14 protein-coding genes are annotated in these 20,738 nt (G+C 62.4%); 8 read left to right on the top strand and 6 right to left on the bottom strand.

All coding sequences use genetic code 11. From position 1 onward, the window contains the following. The first annotated feature begins 3,015 nt into the window (after positions 1–3,015). Both GO592_RS36335 and GO592_RS36330 read left to right on the top strand, forming a co-directional pair. The gene (locus GO592_RS36335; RefSeq protein ID WP_237720320.1) at positions 3,016–4,629 is read left to right on the top strand and encodes a ParB/RepB/Spo0J family partition protein; all 1,614 of its coding nucleotides are present in this window, start codon (positions 3,016–3,018) and stop codon (positions 4,627–4,629) included. 110 nt (positions 4,630–4,739) lie between these two features. Further along, complete coding sequence (locus tag GO592_RS36330; protein ID WP_005571224.1) at positions 4,740–5,597, top strand: ParA family protein; 858 nt, start codon at positions 4,740–4,742, stop codon at positions 5,595–5,597. A gap of 391 nt (positions 5,598–5,988) precedes the next feature. On the opposite strand, the gene GO592_RS36325 is transcribed toward GO592_RS36330, so the two are convergent. The 3 genes from GO592_RS36325 to GO592_RS36315 all read right to left on the bottom strand — a co-directional run bounded on the left by GO592_RS36325 (position 5,989) and on the right by GO592_RS36315 (position 9,356). Next, on the bottom strand, positions 5,989–7,071 hold the full coding sequence (locus GO592_RS36325; protein ID WP_202715271.1) for an IS630 family transposase: 1,083 nt from the start codon (positions 7,069–7,071) through the stop codon (positions 5,989–5,991). Between the two features lie 192 nt (positions 7,072–7,263). Continuing rightward, entirely contained in the window at positions 7,264–7,497 is a 234-nt protein-coding gene (locus tag GO592_RS36320; protein WP_039952505.1) for a hypothetical protein, read from the bottom strand. 938 nt (positions 7,498–8,435) lie between these two features. Next, on the bottom strand, positions 8,436–9,356 hold the full coding sequence (locus GO592_RS36315; RefSeq protein WP_011599367.1) for a ParA family protein: 921 nt from the start codon (positions 9,354–9,356) through the stop codon (positions 8,436–8,438). Between the two features lie 1,687 nt (positions 9,357–11,043). Between GO592_RS36315 and GO592_RS36310 the strand changes: the two genes are divergently transcribed. Beyond that, positions 11,044–12,138 carry an integrase gene (locus GO592_RS36310; RefSeq protein ID WP_237720560.1) on the top strand — a complete coding sequence of 365 codons (1,095 nt, stop codon included), beginning with the start codon at positions 11,044–11,046 and terminating at the stop codon, positions 12,136–12,138. Positions 12,139–12,387: 249 nt separating this feature from the next. Further along, positions 12,388–13,494 carry a hypothetical protein gene (locus tag GO592_RS36305; protein WP_007299709.1) on the top strand — a complete coding sequence of 369 codons (1,107 nt, stop codon included), beginning with the start codon at positions 12,388–12,390 and terminating at the stop codon, positions 13,492–13,494. Positions 13,495–13,783: 289 nt separating this feature from the next. Here the strand turns inward: GO592_RS36305 and GO592_RS36300 are convergent, their stop codons facing one another. Continuing rightward, positions 13,784–14,290, bottom strand: coding sequence for a helicase associated domain-containing protein (locus GO592_RS36300; RefSeq protein ID WP_007299710.1), 507 nt, complete (start codon positions 14,288–14,290; stop codon positions 13,784–13,786). Between the two features lie 642 nt (positions 14,291–14,932). Here GO592_RS36300 and GO592_RS36295 point away from each other — a divergent pair. Continuing rightward, complete coding sequence (locus tag GO592_RS36295) at positions 14,933–15,274, top strand: histone-like nucleoid-structuring protein Lsr2 (protein WP_007299711.1); 342 nt, start codon at positions 14,933–14,935, stop codon at positions 15,272–15,274. A gap of 81 nt (positions 15,275–15,355) precedes the next feature. Here the strand turns inward: GO592_RS36295 and mihF are convergent, their stop codons facing one another. Beyond that, entirely contained in the window at positions 15,356–15,673 is a 318-nt protein-coding gene (mihF, locus tag GO592_RS36290) for an integration host factor, actinobacterial type (protein WP_005564740.1), read from the bottom strand. 397 nt (positions 15,674–16,070) lie between these two features. Between mihF and GO592_RS46740 the strand changes: the two genes are divergently transcribed. After that, positions 16,071–16,283 carry a zinc finger domain-containing protein gene (locus tag GO592_RS46740; protein ID WP_420228115.1) on the top strand — a complete coding sequence of 71 codons (213 nt, stop codon included), beginning with the start codon at positions 16,071–16,073 and terminating at the stop codon, positions 16,281–16,283. Positions 16,284–16,824: 541 nt separating this feature from the next. On the opposite strand, the gene GO592_RS36285 is transcribed toward GO592_RS46740, so the two are convergent. Next, positions 16,825–17,493, bottom strand: a complete 669-nt coding sequence (locus GO592_RS36285) for a ScbR family autoregulator-binding transcription factor (RefSeq protein WP_272943287.1) — start codon at positions 17,491–17,493, stop codon at positions 16,825–16,827. 850 nt (positions 17,494–18,343) lie between these two features. Between GO592_RS36285 and GO592_RS36280 the strand changes: the two genes are divergently transcribed. Both GO592_RS36280 and GO592_RS36275 read left to right on the top strand, forming a co-directional pair. Next, complete coding sequence (locus GO592_RS36280; protein ID WP_157234314.1) at positions 18,344–18,493, top strand: hypothetical protein; 150 nt, start codon at positions 18,344–18,346, stop codon at positions 18,491–18,493. Positions 18,494–18,533: 40 nt separating this feature from the next. Next, the gene (locus GO592_RS36275) at positions 18,534–20,381 is read left to right on the top strand and encodes an RNB domain-containing ribonuclease (RefSeq protein WP_011599371.1); all 1,848 of its coding nucleotides are present in this window, start codon (positions 18,534–18,536) and stop codon (positions 20,379–20,381) included. Positions 20,382–20,738: the final 357 nt, after the last annotated feature.

Genomic DNA, 20,738 nt, shown 5'->3' with positions numbered 1-20,738 from the left:
CAGGTGGCGACAAAGAAGCTGGCGAAGAAGGTTCGTCGCTCGAAGGATGATGCTCTCGCGAGTTATCCCCAGTTGCGTTCTCGTGGCCCCCTATCCCCTTCTAGGGGATTTAAGTTGTTATCTCTTGTTAGAGAGTTATCACCAACGCGCGCGCGAACGCGCACGGGCGAGCAATCGAAGAATTCGAAGACCCCGCCGCCGCAGCCTCGGGCAATCGAACTGCAACGCACCGCCGCTGAGCTGCTTGTTCATGCCCCGGTCTTCGCTTCAGCCGGGCATGTGGGGTTGATTTGCGAGGCACTCGCAAATGCCGGCATTGATGCGAATCGGTGGCGTGGTCGTGACGTCGCTGCTGAACTGACGCGTGATACTCAGCAGCGAGGCTGGACGTGGCCGACGCACATCGAGCGACCTGTCGGATTTCTCCGTTGGAGGCTGGCACACATCGATTGGACTCGACCCTCACCGACCGAGATGGCCCAAAAAGCGGCCCAGGAGGCCCGTCAGCGCATTATCGACCGCGATACGCGTCTCAGCCGCCGGGATGCCCTGATTGCGTCTGCAGAGCACCGTCAGCGGTGCCGACAAGCGCTTGCAGCAACACTGAACCACCGGCAGAAGGCTGACGCTGAGATGTGACCAGGTGCATGACGGTCGCTAACCCGGCACCAGCGTTACGAAGGGCGATGGGGCTCAACGGAGCTGGCTTCGACCATCGAGCGCCGCACGGTAGGTCACCCGGATGTCCTCGGTCATGAATCGAGCCCTACGGCTGGAGACGAAGACGTAAAAGAAATGTCCGCGATCGTGTCGGAGCAGTGGATCTCAACCCTCAATGTTGGTGCAGGCTAGCTTTGTTGCGGGTATAGGGCCGACATTTCGCTGAGCACCTGCTGGCGAAGCCGTCCGTGCACCGCCCGGCTCCGACGGTTTGCCGACGTGCGGCGACAGAGCAATCCTGTACGCGGTCGGGATCATGCCGTCATGCGAACGCGACCAGGGGCGCGTTCCCCAGCATATCGACGAAGGGTGCAACTTTGCGGTACAAACTCGCTGCGGAATAGAGGTGTACGTCAGAATGCGTCCTACCAGGTGGCGAGGAGCGCGGCGGACCTTCCCGCGAATGAAACGGCAATGGTGCCGGCTAAGGGTGTGCCTGACCAGGTTTCAGTGGGTCGTCCGCGGGTGCCGTGTCGAGGCTTGCTAGGTGATTCGGCCCGGGGCAAGGAAATGTGGCTCGGGAGTCGCACGCGAGTGGTGTGCGACTCGATATTGCTGGCATCCTCCAACGGCCCGGTCCTAGCCGGTCGTGAGGTCGCACCATCGGGATAGGTGCTCGACTTCGGGATGCCGCGAAACTCACACCACCGTTTCTCCGACCGTCTCCGGGGTCTCGAGAATCCGGGCTCGTCCACAATCGTGTCGGTGATGGGCCGAAGGAGCAGGACGCTCCTGTCGACTCGACCTTCATTCCCACCCCATCAGTACATCGACCGATGCACCCAGGAAGGCGCCGACGGATCCACCCGCCGATCCATGCACCACTCCTGCACAAACTTGTCGCGTCGTGGGAGTCGCCGGTACGGCTCCGCGGGAGACTGATGACGCTTCCCGGGCAATTATTGGTATCTCCCCGATCTACCGGCGGACACGGTGTGAGGGAGATCCACGCCGATCGCCTAGGAACCCGCTGCCGATTCGGGGCACCTATCCGCACCACCAGTCATCTTCGCCGAAGTTGTCCATCTCACCAGTTTTCGGATCGGCCGTGGCATCGAATGCGCGGAGCCTTCCTGCGGTAGAGAGGCGACGAGGTCAGCTGGTCGTCGACCGCTTCCTCGAGCTCGAAGTTCGGCGTGTAGGTGCTTGACTGCCCGCTCCCATCCAGCTAGGCCTGTGGGTGATGCACGGTGCATCACCCACAGGGCGAAATCGATACCATGGAACGACGGCAGCGTTTGAGCGCCGGCCTGGTAGCCGGCAAACGTGTACACGCCTGCGTCGCCTGCATGCAGTCCCAGGCATGGTCGGGCTGGCCGTGCAGGCGATCTGCATGTCGCGAGCCGAAGTCGCGGGAGGGCACAAACTCACTGGGGTGTTGTCATGCCAGGCAGTGCGCGTCCCGGCGCGGTTGGATCGACGTCAACGTCGATACCTCTCGGTCGACTGCCGCGCTCTTCCGTAGGTGTGCAGTAGGCGCTCGAAGGTGTTGCGCAACAGATGGAACATGCGCGAAGGACGGGACCCCAACCTCGACCCCCTTCGCGGTGACCACCTTCGGGGACGCCTGCATCGACCGCGTGCACCGATGTGCGTGTCGGGACACGCAGCAATACTTGGGTTCTGACGTTTTGCAACAAAGCGTGAATCACGCGCCGACCCGGCGTCGTCGTCATGAGCGGTCGCGGTTCGCTGGCCATGCTGCCGGATCGCGACGCGGGTTGGATGTCGGCGACCCGCCAAGCATGGAACTTGATGTCGAATGCGGCACAGTACGCACCAGCCTGTGTGGCAGCTCGTTGAATGCCCTGCGCTCACGTCAGGTGACCGATCCGGGCATAGGTTGTCCGCGGGTGATGCACGGTGCATCACCCACATTGTCACGCTGAGGTGATGCACCGTGCATCACCTCGGTGTTGCGTGGAGGTGTGTGTCCGCGAGGCTAAGGACCGTCCGCGTCGATGACGCTCGAATGAAGGTAAATCACTCAGGGTGATGCACCGTGCATCACCCGCGGACTCACCCCCCCACGTGGCCATCCGTGCTGGGTCGGATCGGTGAATCACCCCCGTCGAGAGAGTGCGGGTTGCACTCGCGCATGAGCGCTGCGGGACTGTTGGTGGCGGCATGGCCTGCCAGCGGTGGACATTGCACTTGCCCATGGGTGGAACCTTCCGGGTGATGCACGGTGCATCACCCGGACGCGACACGCCGCTGGAGATGTCAAAGCAGGCAGTTCGTTCCCAGTACGCTCCTTCTGAATACATGCAAAGCATGCGTAGAGAATGGAGGATTATGAGCGCCGGAGTGACATCCGAAATGGTGGCCACCAGCTCATCGACCAGTCCGGCTGCGAGCAAGCGCAAGCCGGCCGCGCGTAAACCGGCGGGCAGGAAGACTGCTAGTCGGTTCCGAAAGTACGCTGGCGGCGAGGATAGCGAGGAACTTGCGGCTGCAGCCTCTTCTGGTGCAACTACGCAGACGATCGGCGACGCGAATACAGGCGGTATTACGGCAGCGCTTGCTGGATTAGCTGCCGCCGACGGCCAAACCGTTGTGCAGGTTCCGGTACTTCAGACCGTACCGCACCCGTTCAACGATCCGGACAGGTCAAAGCCCCAGGCTGGTGACCCGAAGTGGGATGAGCTGGTCAACGGGGCCAGGGCAAACGGCATCAAGGTTCCGGGGTTGCTGGTAACTCGTGAGGGCTTCCTCGCGCAACGACCCGAGCTCGCCGACGCTCTTGGCGACGATGCCGAGTATGTAGTCATCTACGGCCACCGCCGCCGTGCGGCCGCCATTGCCGCCGGCCTGGCGACGATTCCGGCGGTAATTGATGACGCCGTGATGGACGATCACGGCGACCTCGACGCCATGACGTTGGAGAATCTCGGACGCCAGGACCTTTCAGAGATCGCCGAGGCCCGGATGTTCGCTCGGTACTCGGAGTTGGGGATGGGGCAGCGAGCGATCGCGGAGAAGCTAGGTGTCGATCAGGCGACCGTGTCCAGGCGGCTGTCGCTGTTGCTCCTTGCGCCGGAGGTTCAGGCCGCGATTGCGGAGGATGCGATTCGTAGCGCCGAGGGGGCCGCTTTGGCTGGCGCGCTCCCCTATGGTCCCGCGCGGAGCTGGCAGAAGAAGCCGGATCCGGCTCAGGGCACGGATGTTCGTCGTTCTGAGCAACTTGCGGCGTTCACGCTGATTGCTGAACGCGGAATGAGCCCGACACGTGCGGCTGAACGTGTGTTGACGGAGCGGAAGTCTCGGGAGCAGGCATCGGCTGCGGGGCTCGATGTCGTGGATCCTCGGGAGCGGTTCGGTGAGAGCTTTCATGAGCATCGACTGTTCGAGGTTTCCGATGTCGATCTCACGAGTGCCAACGTCGTCGGTGCGATCGACCCCGGTCAGGGAACGCTTGTCTACTATGCAGTCGACAAACCCTCGCGTGAAAACGACGATGCCGACGAGTTGGCCGCGAGACGAGAAGCGGAAGCGCGGTCGGCGGCAGCGGAAGCGCGTCGAGAAGCGGGCAAGAAGCTCGCGGCCTCTGTTCCGTCGCGAGAGAAGTTGGTGACCTTCTTAATCGACCAGTATGCCTTTGGCGTCTCCGCGCTGGCGACGAGCCAGGAGGGATGGAGGTTGGCGCAGGCATTTGTGCGGTTGGAAGGTCTCGACCCCGCCGAGTTCCGTGTGAGCGCTGAGAACGGCGACGAGAAGCGCCGCAGTGAGATTGCCTGGGCGTGCGCGGTTGCAGGTTACGAACTTGCGGCGGCGGATCCCTCCCGGGAGTGGGGCCGTTCTGATCTCGTGTATTTGGACTTGCTGTCCGAGCGTGCCGGTTACAAGCCGACCGCGTGGGAGGAAGCCCGCCTCGACGTTGCGCGCCGCGCACTGTCTCTCGCCGATTGACGTCGGTGATGCACGGTGCATCACCCTCCCACGCCGCAGGGTGATGCACCGTGCATCACCCGGAAGCGGACATCAATTAATCCAGGACATTCAAACCGCAAGGAGTTCCCGTGGCTACCTACGCAGTAGCAACCCTGTCCGGCAGTGCCGGCAAAACGACGACGGTCACGTCGACCGCCACGTTGCTCGCCCAGGACGGATACCGCGTCCGTGTTCTCGACATGGACAGTCAGGCAAACGCAAGCACCTGGCTCGGATACCCGGAAGCCTCCGGTAAGACCGCGGCCGACGTCCTCCGGCGCAACGCTTCGATCAAGGAAGTCGAACGCCCAGCGCGGGTGCTGCGGGGGTACGACGAAGCCGACCAACCCGTGTACGAGGAGATCCCCAACCTCACAATCGTCCCCGCCGCTCGCGACACACTCGACAAGTTGATCGTGGAGCTGCCCGCAGTAACGGGTGGTGTCCTTCATCTGCGTGACGCGCTTGAGGAAGCGGATCCTGTCGACGTCACCTTGATTGACTCCCCCGGCTCCTTGAATGTTTTGGTGATCGCCGGCATCCTCGCGACAACTGTCGATGAGGAAGGGCCGTACGGATCGTGGGGCCTGATCACCTGCACGAAGCCATCCGGCAAGGAGAACGAAGGCATCCCGGCGTTGGAGCAGGAACTGCGGAAGATCAAGCGGACCTACCGCGTCGACGTTCCGCTGCTGTCTATCGTCCCCTGCGCAGTCCCCCCGATTGGCGACGTTTACCGTGAGCAGATGGATGATCTGCTCAGTGAATACGAGGACAGGGTGACGCCCCCGATCCGTCGTGCGAGCATCGTGGATGAGGCCTACACGAACTATGTTCCGGTGCCGATCTACGGTTACAGGGCAAAGACGGTCACCAGCGACTACCGAGCTGCGCTGACTCACATGCAGAAGCTGGGGCTGTTCGGACAACGGGCAGTGGTCGCGTAGGGACTGGAGGCCACCTGTGGTGAACGATGTTGGGCGGCACATGCGGCCTTCACGTGGGACGAGCACAGTCAATGTGCCCCATGATCTGCACGCGCTAGCCCGGGCTGCCGTACGCCTCGTGCGTCGTAAGACCGGGCGGCCGTACTCGCTTATGCAGTTCACACAGGAGGCGTTCGCAGCGCAACTGAGAGTGATTGCGGAGACCTACAACGATGGTCGCGCGATTCAGCCCGACGCCGAGCCGCTGGAGCCCGGTAAGGCGGTGTGAGGCAGGGCGGGTGGCGTGGAGAGGCCCCGGGACACCCGGAAGGGCTTGGGACAAGCCATCGATGCAATCGCCGGGCGGTGAGCCCTCTGCTGGATCGTCACAAGCTAGTGGTGTGTCTCTGATTTAGCTGATCTTTTCCAGTGCGACGCGGCCGCGCGCAACCTTGGCGAGGATGGATTCGGCGGTCGCGGTCCATTCGTACGGTCGGGGGCTTTCATTGTGGGCATCGAGGTATTCCTCGATCGAGGCGATGAGGTGCGGTACGGAGTGAAAGACCCCGCGCCGCAGAGCTTTATCAGTCAGCTCTCGGAACCAACGTTCGACGAGATTAAGCCACGAGGAGGAGGTGGGAGTGAAGTGCAGGTGGAACCGTGGATGCTTATCGAGCCAAGCCCGGACCTTCTCGTGCTTGTGGGTGGCGTAGTTGTCCAGGATCAGATGGATCTCCAAGTCCTTGGGCACCTCACGGTCGATGGTGCGCAGAAATCTCAAGAACTCCTGGTGACGGTGGCGCGGCAGGCACTGGCCGATCACCTTGCCGGTAAGGACGTCGAGCGCGGCAAACAAGGTGGTGGTGCCGTGACGCTTGTAGTCGTGGGTCATCGTCTCGCCGCGGCCCTTGATCATCGGGAGCGAGGCCTGGGTCCGGTCGAGGGCTTGCACCGACGACTTCTCGTCCGCGCACAACACGATCGCCCGCTCGGGCGGGTTCAGATACAGACCGACGACGTCGACGAGCTTGTCCTCGAATCGCGGATCATTCGACAGTTTGAACGTCTCGACCCGGTGCGGCTTGAGTCCGCGAGCAGACCACACGCGCTGGACGGTGTCCTTGGAGACCCCGACATACTCTGCCATCGTCCGGCAACTCCAATGAGTCTCGCCTTTCGGGCGGTAGTTCTGCGTCAGGTCCACGATCTCCTCGATCTTCTCCTGCGGGATCGAGGGCTTGCGACCACGACCCTTGCGCACCTCACCCAACCGCGCCATGCCGTCCTCGGCGAACCGCACCCGCCAGTTCGCCACCGATCCCGGCGATACCGACAACGCCTGCGCGATAGCAGTGTTAGCCATGCCCTCGGCCGCCATCAACAACGCCTTGGCCCGCACCACCTCCCGATGTGCACCCGACTGCGAGCGCGCCAACGACTCAAGCACAACGCGCTGCCCATCGGAAATCTCCAAAGCTGGTACCGGGTTCCCCATGTACGGATTCTATCGAATCGATCAAGAATTATTTGCGAGACACACCACTAGCGAGGGCTACCAAGCGAGTGTCACCAGCCGCGCATTGGTATGGAGCCAAGTCGGTGTGGTCGCCCGACGCGGCCCATCGTCACGTTTCATGCAGCTGGGCGGATCGATTTCGAGTTCATCATGCCGTACCGGCCGGTGCCGTCAATCGCGTGATGGACGGCAGCAGCTCCACAGTCCGCGGCATGCGTACGCGGCAGCCACACTGCCGCCGAAGATCAGAATGATCAGAAACAAGATCCCGGTAGTCGACGTGGCGCCATGGCCACTGACCCAATTCCAGCCCATCGAGAGACCGGGCACCAGTGCCGCGAGACCGACCATGAGAAGTACAACCAGACCCACGATCGTGTCTCGGGAGAACGTTGTTTCGGCCACCGCGTCACCATATCGGGGCAGGCGTCCGCAGCGCCGACCTTTTCCCGGAGGGTCTCGGGCGATGTGGTGTCCGACGGGCTGGGGAAGCCACCGCCACTTTGCTGAGGTGACGACGGCCAGGGGGCGCCACGCACTCTCCACGACTGGACGCCCCGCCCCCGGGTCCCCGCCCCGTTCGATCATCGATTCGCGCGTGTCCAAGCGCGGTTGCCAGGCTCAGTCAGGTCTGACATCCAAATACAGGCGGAGTGCGTGCTCGACCAGCGCGCTACGGCTACCCGCTGACCACTCTTCGGCAAGCGCATCGAGTGTGGCGGTATCGGAGGCGATGATCCCGGCAAGAGGAACACGAGCCTGAATCTCGCTGTGCCGCCGGCGGCGCGGTTGCGCACCTGCCTCGCGCCGCTTGAACAGACCAGCGCTTGCTTGAGGTTCTGCGGTGCTCCAGTGGCGTTGAAGTTCGCCGGCGTGCCTCTCAACAGCGTCGAGGACCACTTGCCCGTAGGGACGCGCCGTCGCGCGGTCACGCTGTCTTTCCTCGAGCGTGAGTTGGCGCAGGGCTGTGTACACCGCAGGGGGGAGATAGACCTCAGGAGGGGCGGTCCGGATTGGCGCGAGGCTGCTGTCGCTGCGTGTTTTGGGCTTCCGGCGGGGCGCGACTACCGGCTTTGAGGCGTCAGACTGTGGTTGGGGGGCTTCAGGCTCAGCGTCCGTCAAATCTGGCGTCGCGTCGTCCGTCTCGGGAGGATCCGGCGAGGTTACGAGTGACGGTTCCGGTGCGGGCTCCGCTTCCTCGCTTTGTTGGTCGTTCGATGATGGTGCGGGCTGCGGGGCTGGCGTCTCGTCGACCGTTTCGGTGACAATGCTCAGCGTGGGGAGCAAATCGTCGAGGTCTCCGAGAGCTCCAGGATCGAATGCAGCCTTCCGGCGTCGTGCACTCACGCCACTCCCCCGGAGACTTCGTCCTTCTCCGCCGACGCCAACCGGCTGAGAACTTCTCGGGTAAGGGATTGGTAGTCGCTCGCGAGACCGGACGGGTCTCGGGACCATAAACGCTCACCGAGGCGCTTCTTGTCGCGCAGCCGCTGGATCCGATTCTTCAGCTGATCCTCGGCGGCGGCGACCAGTTCCGCGGGGGTCAGGTGACGGATCCGGAGATCAACGGCGGCTGCACGATCGGACCGAATAAAGGTCTCGAACGGCGCAGCGCCACTACCTTCGAGCAGATCCTCAACCTGCTCGAAGACCTCGCGGTTCCGCGCTGTCGCGCGTGGGTTCGCATCAAAGAGAACGACACCGAGAAGTTGAATGAGGGAACCGTTCTCACGCGCTCGGAGGTAGCGGGCGGCAAGGAGCTCCACACCCGACAGGCTTGCATCGTCGTCCTTGGTCGGTACGAGGAGGTACCGTGCGGTGCCCAGCAATGCGTCGAGCAGTGGGGCGTCTCCGGGGCCTGAGTCGATCAGAATCAGGTCGTAGTGTTCGACTGACTGCAAATCGTTGAGGGTGGAGACGAGATTGCCCCGCAGATCCATTCCTGACTGGGCGGCGGTCGCTGCGATCGCGCCGATGACCGCGAGTGCCGGCCCTCCGGGGATGAGGTCGAGGTTCGGTCGGACTTCTCGGGTGGGTTCGAGCGGGTGCGCGTACTGAAGGGCCATGCTGAGGCCCTTCCCGCGGTCCCCCTCGACTCCGAGATCCGAGGATGTGACGTTTGCCTGCTGGTCCGCGTCAACGACGAGCACCCGGCGTCCGGCCGCTGAGACCATGCCCGCGACAGCTGCGACGATCGAGCTTTTGCCGACACCGCCCTTTTGATTGGCGATAAGCACACTGCGCGGGGGCTGCGTTGGTGACATGCCTAGCAGGGTACGGCTGGCCGGTCGGCGAGATGGCCAACGACACGCCCTTGTCTAAGGGGGTGCAGCAAGTCATGGGTATCGCCGTTGTGAGGGTGGCTTATCAGGCGTGTTCGACAGCCCTTGCGACGGTGATGCAACAGGTCTTGTTCTAGGCCTCAGTAAGTGATGACGGCCCGGGTCTTATCGGATGTGGTGTCAAAGGTCGGGTTGATGTTCATGCACATGTCCTATCGAAGGGTGATGCGCCAGGGCATGGTTAAGGATCTTGAGATGGTGATTTGATAGGTCATTAACACGGTTTGTATGACGATCGTGTCACACGCAGGTTCGACGGTGATGATTAAGGACGTAGACAAGGCCATAGTTAAGGCCATAGGTATAAAGCCAGCTCAAAGGACATTTTTGACGCTCGACTAGGCGGACCTGAACGTCGGAGTTTGCGGAAACTTCGAATCTCTTGTGGCCTGAATCTGCGCGGTGGGGGAGTGGACTCTGCCCGCTTGGCATCGGCGTGCGGGGCCCGGGTGAGTTGTTCTCCGACGCATAGTGGCGAAGTACGTATCCGGTCGCGCGGACGGCAGGTTCGCGCGGTCAGGTACGTTTTTGTGGAGCGCGGAGCCGTGAAACCCCTGTTCAGAGGGGTCAGGAGGTTTTCGCTCTGGCATGCTCGGACCGGGGGAGGGGGCTTGAGGCCGGCTGCGCAGCTTCCACAGTTGCGCCAAGACGAGCGCGAGCGGCGTCCGTGTTCACCTGCCCGCCTTGGCGGCCACGAAAACCCTACTTAAGGCCATATACAAGGCCATACCACTGGCCGTGCAAATGATCATTTATGGAAGCCTTCGGTTGGTCGGAGATCGGTGAAGTTCGTAGCCGAGAAATGTCGCGGCATCCGCTCCGATGCCGGTATGACGCCGAGATCCGACCCGCATTAGGCCAGCCCTACCCCTTTCTGGATTACGTCACTTGACGAAAATCCGGAAGGGGCTCGTTCTTTCGCTTTCGAAACATTTTGACCACCCAGGTGAGATGAGACGGCCGCTTTCTAGCGGGTCTCGATGCGCCGCGCAAGAAGAGGAGTGTCAGGAAAATGGAAACGCGATAGTTAACGAGCGCAATGGCGTGGGCACAGTGACTCCACCGGTGATCGCGTTATGGCGGTAATACGGGAAGCGCCGCACAGGTCTGCGGGACCGCAGTTTCTGCGTCTCGTGACAACGAAACTCTAGGTCAACGAGGTTCGGGTGTGGCTTGGTGCAGCGGGATCTACCTTCGTCCGCTCCACAGTGAGCGACAAGCATCCCGCAAAAACAGAGGCAAAAGGACGCTACGCCCAGTCGCTTCCGCAATCTGATATCAGACCCACGCTAAAAGACACTCAGAACTCGATATGCGGAAGAGTCCCCAGGTCAGGACCCCTTCCAAGAGTATAGGCGCCACTCCAGCATTGGAAGTTGCGACCGAGGGGTTGCAGGGAGCTGTCCTGAGTTGACTCGACAGCAGGAGGAAGCGTCGGGGAGCGGTTGTGTGACGGCGGGGCGGGGTCCACTTCGGTCAGCCGCGTGTTCGGGGGTGATGCACGGTGCATCACCACACCCGGCACACGAAGCGGTCACGGCCGCAGCTACCACCGCGGCACGGCGTAGCGTATCCACGAATTGACGACTATGCCTGGAATGATGGGCACGTGAGCAATCACGATGCGTCACGCCCTGCAAACCCGACATCACCGGAGACAATGCCTTCCGTTCCGTCGGGCGACGACGCGTCGGTGTCGCTGCCGGGAGTTGACGATCGAATCGTCGCTGACCTCGACCGGTTGCAATCCGCCAGTACCGCGAGAAACTACCGTCAGGACTGGATCAGGTTCGCAAGTTGGTGTGCGCCCCGTGAAGTTTCATTGATGCCCACCGATCCTCGTGCTGTCGCTGATTATGTGCGTGTGAACGCTGAGACGCGGTCCGAGGCGGGCGATCGGATGTACTCCATTGCGACATTGAGTCGGTGGGTGGCGTCCATCAACTATTGGCACCGCGCATCTGGATTGCCCCTGCCCGGTCGGTCGCCGTGCGTCAAAGATGCGCTCGCGCAGGCGCGTAAGGCATACAGGCAGAACGGCGACCGCCCAACTAAGCGGGCGCACCCACTTCGTATCGACGAGGTCGAGGGAATTGTCGATACGAGTCGCCGGGACGCGACGACATGGGTTAAGCGAGCGCGGGAGCGCCGCGATAGCGCACTGTTGTTAATGGGTTTCGCGGGGGCATTCCGGCGCTGCGAGCTGTCAATGCTCACCATCGCTGACGTGGCGCAGGGCCGCGACGGCGATCTTCGTATCCAGCGTGTTGGGCGGCGCGGGGGTCTGGGCGAGAGCTTGATCAAGCATGTCCAGTCATCACAGGATCACACGATGTGCGCTTGTTGTGCCTACAGGCGCTGGCTCGAGGTGGTTTCGGCTGTCGACGGCTTCGGTCGTCCCGGTGCGATTCGGTTGCTCCACCAGCAGGAGGAGTTCGAAGGCCACATCTGCCTTTCCGCGGCGCCAGTTGTCCAGGATCCGGCGTTACCGGTATTCCGAGCTATCCGTGCGAACGGCAACATCAACGCGGTGGCGCTGTCGGGCGCGGCAATTCACGCCGCGATTCGGCGTCGCGCAGCTCTTGCAGGCCATTCCCACGAGTTTGTCGAAAGGGTCGGGGGAGAGTCGTTGCGGGCCGGCTCTGCTGCGGAGCGCCAGGACAACGACTCGCAGCGTGACCGATCTTTGCGCCGTGCGGGCTAGTCTCGCATGGTCTCGTGGGCGAGCGTAAGAATAGTTGGGCTCCGGGCCCGGTAACGCTAGCGAAGGTGACATGGGGCGGGCCTTTGGTGAGAGTGCGGTTGCATCTTCGTTCGTTCCGCGACTCGCCAAGGGACGATGCGAACGAATGTGCGGAGTGGGTACCTCTCCGACTCCGGAGCGAACTCTCGGGGCGACACATGGCTTTGGGTGCGTGATCGTCGGCATCGTATTGCATAGCCTCGTACTGTGATGATCGCGCAGACGGAAATTGAAGGCGTGCAGGATGTTTCCGCGCTGTTTTCCAGGCGCGGTCAGGGTGCGCAGTACCGATACGACTGGGCTCTGTTCGCTGATTGGTGTACTGCGCTCGCGGCATCGGCGCTGCCCGCTGATCCACTTGCCCTCGCGAGCTTCCTTGACGAGCACCCGGCGGCGCAGTCCACCCAGCGGCGGCGCGTTGCAGCGATCAATTGGGTGCACAACGCCAGCGGGTACCCCGCGCCTGGGTCTGCTCGAGTGATCCGCCAAGTTCTGTCAGCACGTGCAGGTAAACGCGACGATCTCGCTCGCTCCGCACGCGGGGTGTTGTTGACGCTGCCCACCGTCGGTTGGCCACAAGGACTGTTTGGCCGAAGGGATGCGCTCATCCTGGTTCTCAACTGCATTGTCGGGATATCCGCGACTGAGGTGGGGAAACTTCAACGGAGCGACGTCACGTATGACGGGAAGATTGTGACCGTCGGTGGCGGACACGCTGTGGAGCTGCAGCCACTAGCGGACAACCCTCAGTGCTGCCCCGTAGCGATCTACCTGAGATGGGCACGCCTTCAGGCGTTCTTCGATCGCTACCCCTCGAACCGAGTGCTCGCTCGAAGTCTTGCGAGTGCTCACGAGATTGCCGATGACATGGTGGAGTCCTACGGGATGCTGCCGGGTCTGCGCGAGGGCCAAGACGGGCCCCTGCTGCCGAGCTTCGATCAGTGGGGACATTTCGCCGCACTCCGCCGTGATCGCCGAGGGGTGTCCGGCAAGTCGGTCACGGCGATCGTTACTGCGCATCTGACGGGAGCTGCCTCGGCGAGTCATACCCGCTCCGATCCGACAGGCAGGCTTGCCGATGTCGAGGTAGAAGAGGCGGTGGCCTCGCCGTGGTTCGACGGCTCCGAGGGCGGGGTGGACTGCGCATCGCCCGCCCCGGAAACTCTCATCGAGCAGTATGAGGCGGCTGTTGCTCGGAAATATGCGGATGTCCGGGCATTGGGGGATCTGGCTGAGGCTTTCGAGGACATCGATCGGAAGGCGGACGCGATCCTGCGTCGCACTGAGGAGATACTCGAGCAGATGGGTCTGGCGTAGTCGCGGGCGGTGCGACGACTGGGAAGGATCAAGACCTGGGGTGGCCGCCTGTCCTAGTGAGAGTATGAGGAACGGGTCCTTCGCCGAGAAGATGGAATGCGGGTGCGGACTTGCCGCAGGCAATACGTCCGTACGTATTGCCTGCGGGGAATGTTCTACCGCCCGTGCCGGCGGATGGCTACGATTCCGGCGCCTGGACTTCCAAGGACCTCCTCGACGGGCAATTCATCAAAGACGCGGAGGCCGCTCTCCATCGCCTGGCGGAGATCCTGTTGGTCGGGAGCGGTTTCTACGCTGCGGTTCTTGGTCCGCGTGGGCGGGGGCCGGGCGTAACTCCGAGTGCGGCGAGTGGGCCACGCTCGTCGTCTGGTAGCGCGTCTGCTCGCCACTTCTTCACTGCCCGGTAGAGCCATTGGCCTACCTGCTCGCCTTCGGAGTTGACATAGTTCGCGGGAACGAGTGCATTGCCGTGCTGCTCACGGTAAGCGGCGATCTCGGCCAGCATTCGACGTCGTTTGCTGTCTGTCCGGGTGACCGCGGGTAGTGGGGCGTCGTCTTCGCTCCATACGAAGCCGATTGAATCGAGTTGGTGAATGCGCTCCGCGGGAAGAGTGCCGAGCATTCGCGCGACGCGCTGGCGGTACTGCCAGCGACCGAGCTGGAAGCCACATTCAGTTACGTAGTTCTCGGGTATCGCTGTGTGAGGATGTTGTTGTCGGAATGCTGAGTACAGCTCCAGCGCCGAGGGTGCGGACCGGTGAGTACGCATCGAGATCAGTCCTTCTGTGGAATCCATATATTTGTAAAGTACATAGCTTCTTCTTCAGTGATGTCAACCACATTGGCTGCGTGTCATGAAAATCACCCAGACGGAGGTGAGGCGACCGCCGGGCCGGCGGCGGTGATCTGTTCACCTGATTGCCCGATCGTGTCCTATTTACAGTCGTCCTCAGTGAGACGGCCGAAGGCATTCCCGCCGTTCGCATCAGCGCGAACTGGAAGTATTCAGCCCTTCAGTTCGGGCTCCTGTTGAGCTGTGTGGAGATCCGAGGCCTCGCGATGGCCGCATGTTGTTGCTCCTCGCGGGTTCCGAGGCTCCGTGCTGGCCGAGAATATGACTTCTGGCTGCCGGTGATTCATTGTCGCGGTTGGTGTTCAGGCCGCGTAGGTCCAGGAGAATCAGCTGGCGGTGGGGCGTCATGGTTGCGCGTATGCCCGTGAACCAGAGGCCCTGCGGGATGTGGACTGCTTTGAACTTTTCGCGGCTCCAGTGCGATGCGAGTTGTGGTCCGTGACCTATGCCGAGTGGGTACTGATTGCGCCGCCCTGCTCAACGTCGGAATCAGCGGTGTCCTGTTCGAAACCTGTCACGGAGTGGCACGGGAACCTTGCTTCGCAGTAGTGTTCCCCGGGTTATCGACGATGAAGGAGTGGAACAGTGGCGCGCAAGATTGTTGTCGAATGCGTCGACGACATCGACGGAACTCCGATCAAGAACGGTAACGGGGAGACCATTGCGTTCTCCGTCGACGGCGTCGACTACGAGATCGATCTGAAGGTCAAGAACGCCAGGGAATTCCACAAGACTCTCGACTACTACATCGAGCACGCAACTCGGGTCGGCGGAAGGAAGCGTCGGTCGACTCCTTCAGTAGAAACGTCGCAGGGGCGCAAGCGGGCAAAGGAAATTCGGGAATGGGCGACCACGGAGGGTTATCAGCTGTCCGCGCGCGGACGTATTCCCGCTCAAATCGAGGAAGCGTACAGCGCCGCTCACTGAGTCCACGCCTTCGCGCGAGTTCGACAAACAGCCTCCAGCCATCTCACTTCGAGTTGGCCGGAGGCTGTGGCAGTTCCACGGTCAGGAGGCGGACGACGCTTCTATCAGTGCCTGGCGCTGGTTGGCTCCGAGTCCGCCGATACGACGGGTCTCGGCGATCGACAGTTCCTCGAGGAGCTTCGCGGCCTTCACGGATCCGACGCCGGGGAGAGCTTTGAGCAGCGCCGAGACCTTCGTCTTCTTCACGATTTCGTCTGTTTCGGCCTTCGTGAGCACCGCTTCGACGCTGAGGTCTCCAGCCTTCACTGCGGAGAGGAGTTCGCTACGCGCCTTGCGCGCTTCAGCGGCCTTCGCCAGTGCCTCGGCGCGTTGTTCCGGTGTTAAGACAGGCAGTGCCATGATGGTGCTCCTTGTTGCGTTGTTCGGCCAGATCGTCTGGCTGTCCCTTGCCATCGTGCCAGGTGGAAAGGACATGTCCGCCTCCTGAGCGGTTGGGACCGACCTCCGGATGGCTGTTCTTACGTCTACGGATGTGGCCGACGGTGTATTCGAAGAATACGTCGTCTGGGTGGTCATCGTCGCAAAGCCGCTTCTCGATGCTTCGGCGGCATGAGCACGGGGGCGGCGTGCTACCCACATCCGTGCCGGCGCTAGATGGGGCAGTCGAAGGTTCCTCACTTTCGTGCGCTCGGCTGGATTGCGCAATGGTGTCGGTGGTGGCGTGTGTGTCGGTGCGGCATGATTCGCCATGGTCGGTCATAGTCGTCATATGAGGTAATGGTCGTGGAGGTGAGTGATGGATCCATTCGAGTTCGTTGCTCATATTCCCTGTCCGCACTGCCGCGTAGGCATTGGTGAACGGTGTGTCACCAAGGACGGGTACGTGCGGAAGATCCCCTGCCTTCACCGCGTGAAACTCGCTAAATGGCCTGACTCGGAGGAACTTCCAGATAGTAGGTCCGAGTCGGAGTGTGATGGTGGCGAGCTTGGGGGCTCCCGCGACGGGTGAAATGCGCCCCTCAATCCGACGCGGCGGCTGCTGCATAGGATCCCACGACCAGCATGCTCCGACCTTCTGGCTCCTGCCTAGTAGGGGCCGCTGCAACAACGTCGTCCGTTACTGGCCGGGACCACCGCTCCGTTGGTGATGGTCAAACTACACCTACGACATCCTGCACGCGGATGTCCGCGAACTCGTCCCCACCGAGAATCGACTGGCGTCCGCCTCACCGACTTGAAGGAGAAGTCGTTCATCGCCGGCGACGCGGCCGCCACGTAACCACGGTGCAGACTGCGCCGACATGCTGGTTACCCTACCCACGTACTTGTCCAACACGGTGTTGGACAAACATGGAACTGTCGGCACGCATGGTTGCGACAGCAGCTATCCGGGGATGGCGATGCTTTGCTGCCCATAGCGTCTTGACAAGTTGATGCTCGGAGCGATGGTCCAAATTTGGAACCCGGGGGTATGTCGGGCGCCGTCGTCTCTTTCAGTGAGCGGAGGTGGGGTTCGGGTCCGCACCTGGTCGACCCGGTGACGCGATTCGCTAGGAGGGCACGAGGTAGGAGGACAGCCGACGAGCGGCGAACTGGGAGAAGTAGTCAACTTTCGCGTCGTCGACTAGCCCGGGCAGGAAAACCTTCCACGCGGTGGTCATACGCTCAGGCAGTTCCGTCAGTGTGTCGGTTGCCGATGCTAGTAGACGCGTGCCGAATGTCATCTCCAGCAGCAGACGGCCCGCCTCATCCGGATTTGTGTCAGCGCGGAAGTCGCCTTCTTCGACTGCCCTTGCCGCCAATGCCTGGTAGGTCGAGATCCATTGATCGAAGACCACGTTCCCGGTGCCCCGGAAGTCGCCCATCTCGTTGAGAAGGCGGAATGCGGCCAATACCAGGTCGTCGTTGTTGGACGGGTGGATCATCACATACGAGATCCCGATCAACGTTTCCAGAGCTGGTGTGCGGGAGTCGAATTGTTGAGAGCATGCCGATTCGAGGTTTGCGCAGCCCTCGTCGATAACTGCCCGTGCCAACTGCTCTTTCGAGCTGAAGTGGAAGTACAGTGAACCCTTCGTCACCCCGGATTCGGAGATGATCTCCTGTAGGCCCGCCTTCACGTAACCCAGGCGGTTAAACACCTCAGCCGCGGCGGCCACTACAGCCTGCCGCGTAGCGATTGCACGCTTCTGCAAGGCGTTCCCTTCTGCATTTCCCACTGGTTCATATCAAACCTACAGGTTGGTATTAGGTTGTAAAACTGGACAAATGTCCTATTTTCGCTACGCATGGAGGTCTCCGGCAAAGCTGTCTCCGGTGCGCGGGTGGCGCCGACTCGCGGGGACGCCACCGGGCGAGTCGGCTTCGTTGCCGAGAAGTCGGCAAGATGTCGGCACGGGCGATTTGATCAGTCGGCGTCCACCTGCCGTCGAACCCGGGAGAGAAGCGTGTCAGCGGGATTTGGTGGGGGAGGACGGCCACACAGGGAACCGACTTCCGTCCCTGTCGTAACGGTCGATCTGGGTGATGCCGCGCCGGGGTGAATGGGGCCGGTGCGTCTCGTTAATCGCGTGAAAGTCTGATTCGAATGTCTTCTCGCTCGATGTTCCATCATCGAGCGTTACCAGGTACCTGGGCATACTCAGAAATATGCCACTGTGGCTGGCGGTTCGGGCACATTCGTAGGATCCGTCGAAAAAACAGTCATGACCGACTTCGATTCAGCGACAGCATTTTCCATCCGCGGTGGCCAGCGGCCAGCCGGGCGGTGGAGGCGGTGACGGGGTGGAGTGTTGGGTGGACCTCGGCCGCGTAGGTCCACTGGCAGATAGGGGCAATGTGAACTCTCACCGAATACACGGCGCGCCTCGCGTTAGGTTGTCGGCGCGAGTGTTAGACCAGATCTACTCTTTTGAGCGAGGTGGTCGTCATGTTCGTGCTGGTCGGGCGTGTTCGTGCACGCTGGAGACGCTCCTATAGACGAGGTTCCCCTGTAGGTTCTCGTCAGATCCGGCAGTAACGGGTACTCAGGGACAAGAGACCGGCCTCAAGGGTGTGGGGGACACCAGAGTGGCGGCGAAGAAGTTGCCCCAACAGGGCGTCGGCGGTGTCGCGCAAGTCGGCCGGATCGGTGGGTGTATCAAAGGGAAGAGGGTGATCGACCTGATGACCTTCGCCGGTACTGATGGTTCCTGGTGCAGTGTCGCTGCCGAATTCTGATTGAGGAGGCGCAGTGTCCGAAAGTGGTGTGCCGTTGTTGATGGTGGATCGGTCCGAGGCCCTCGATCGTGATGATGCGTTCGCGGTGACCGAACTCGCCGACGGTTCGGGTTGGAAGCTGGAGGTCCACATCGCCGGGGTCGCGGACATCGTGGCCTTAGGTTCCGACGCCGATGCGACGGCATTCCTGCGCCGTGAATCGAAGTATCTGTCTCGTCGGACAGTACCGATGCTCGGCCGCGACACCGAGCAGGCGGCGACATTGACCGAGACAGCGGAGCGGTCCACGCTGCGGTTACTAGCTGATCTGTCCGCGGACGGGGTGGTGTCCGGGGTGAGCGTCGATCGCGGGCGGGTGCCGGCCGGCAGGTGCGTCGCGGTTGATCATGGGCAAATCACCGAAATCCTCGGGTCCGTTGACGACCCGCTACACGAGGGAGTGCGAGCCGCAAATGACGCCGCACAGGTGCTGCTTAAGGGACGTCGCAGGTCCGGTGTCTTCGCCCTCTACGATCTCGCGCACGGCTGGGGCTCCACCGAGGAAGGGGGAATCGCGCCGATCCCACTGGACGTGCGCACGGTGGGATATGTCATCGTGCAGGAGTTGATGATCGCAGCCAACGAGGCGATCGCCATGTGGTGTGTGCAAGAGGACCTTCCTGTCCTGTTCCGCAATCATCGCAGCGCGGTGACCGCGGGCAGCACCGAGGACCTCGCGGCGGAGGTCGCGGTGGCGATGACCGATCCAGTGCTGTTCGAGAAGCTGCGTTCGCGTCTGCAATCGTCGTATCGTGCTGCCACCTACGCCCCGACGGTGCACGGCCATCACGGGCTCCGGTTGGCGGCGTACACGCACGCAACGTCGCCGCTGCGCCGGGTGTCGGACCTGATCACCCAGCGGGTGATCTTCGCCCACCTCGACTCCGCTCCGGCCCCGTACACGAGCGAGCAACTCGGCAACCTCGCCGCCGATATCAACCGGCGTATCGCAGCGGACCGGGAAGAGAAGGCAGCGCACTTCAAGGCACGTGATCGAAAGGTGACCGCGCAGGTCGTCGTCGCCGGCGAACTCGAGGTACTCGACTCGAAGCGGTGGGCGAAGGTGCTCGCGGCTGCAACAGCACGTGACCCGATCGGTGACGTGGTCAACGAGTTGCGCCGCCGCGTGCAGTCCGACGACGTGACGGTGACCGCGATCGTGACGTTGCTCGAAGCCGGGGAGAATTGGGCGCCGATCCGACGTGAGGTCTTCGACTGGGCATCGCGGGCGCATCCGGAGTTCGGGCCGAGTGTGGTGTCGATGTGGCTGCAGGCGCATCCCGACCTGCCCCGGCCCGAGATCGACGGCGATAACCGCGGGCCCTCGCACACGCCGGTGTTCGCGGCCCGGTTCCGGGTGGGTCAGGTCTGTGGGCCGTGGGCCACTGCGGGCAGTAAGAAGCGAGCCGAGCAGGACGCTGCGTGGGGCCTGACGAAGGCTGTCGCGGAAGGGGAGAGCCATCCGGAGGTCGGCTCTCCGCTGCGGGACGACCCGCAGCCGGTGCCCCCGAGCACCACGCATGCAGGGGTACGGGCGAGGCCGGCATCAGCGCGCAGCGGACCCATGGATTCGGATTCGGGCCAGGCATCGAGACGGCGGGAGCGAGCGCAGAAGAACCCGATCGCCTGGGTGATCAGCCATGCCGAACACCACGGCCATCCCTCCCCGCAGTGGGTCGTGAGAATGGAGGGCGCCGCCCACGCGCCGGTGTTCACGTGCGACGTCCGCTACCTGGACCACACAGCAACCGGTAGCGGGACAACAAAGAACCTCGCAAGAACCGCCGCGGCTGCGGACCTTGTCGATTCGCTACTTGACGTGACGTCCCCAGCTCGAGCACACCGGTAAACCGAAGCTCACCCACCCGGTCAGTGTCCGTTTCGATAGAGACTTTATGGGCGCCGCCGTGTCCACGGGCGGGGGCGAGCTCTTGATGCTTCGGCGGCGAGCGGCCCTCCGGCCAGCGAAAGGGGAGCGCTGGTCGTTGGGCCTGGCTGCCACCGGGGCCGTCGAGTCCTCTGTGCAGCGTAGGTCGGGGGTACCCGCGGAACGTCGAATTACTCCGCGCTTCGCCCCGGAGAATCCGACCGCAATGCGGTCCGTGGGCGAGCCGCATTCCAGCTCGCCGCATGCGCGGCCGCGCACTTGTGAACCCACATAGCCTGATCACAGATCGGCCGGTGGTTGTGAGTTCGTCTGGTGGGC

Origin of the sequence: Rhodococcus sp. 21391, from assembly GCF_016772255.1 — a bacterium.
GTDB classification, from domain to species: Bacteria; Actinomycetota; Actinomycetes; order Mycobacteriales; family Mycobacteriaceae; genus Rhodococcus_F; species Rhodococcus_F opacus.
Note: the sequence above shows the minus strand (reverse complement) of the source record. Positions and strands in the feature narration are given on the sequence as shown.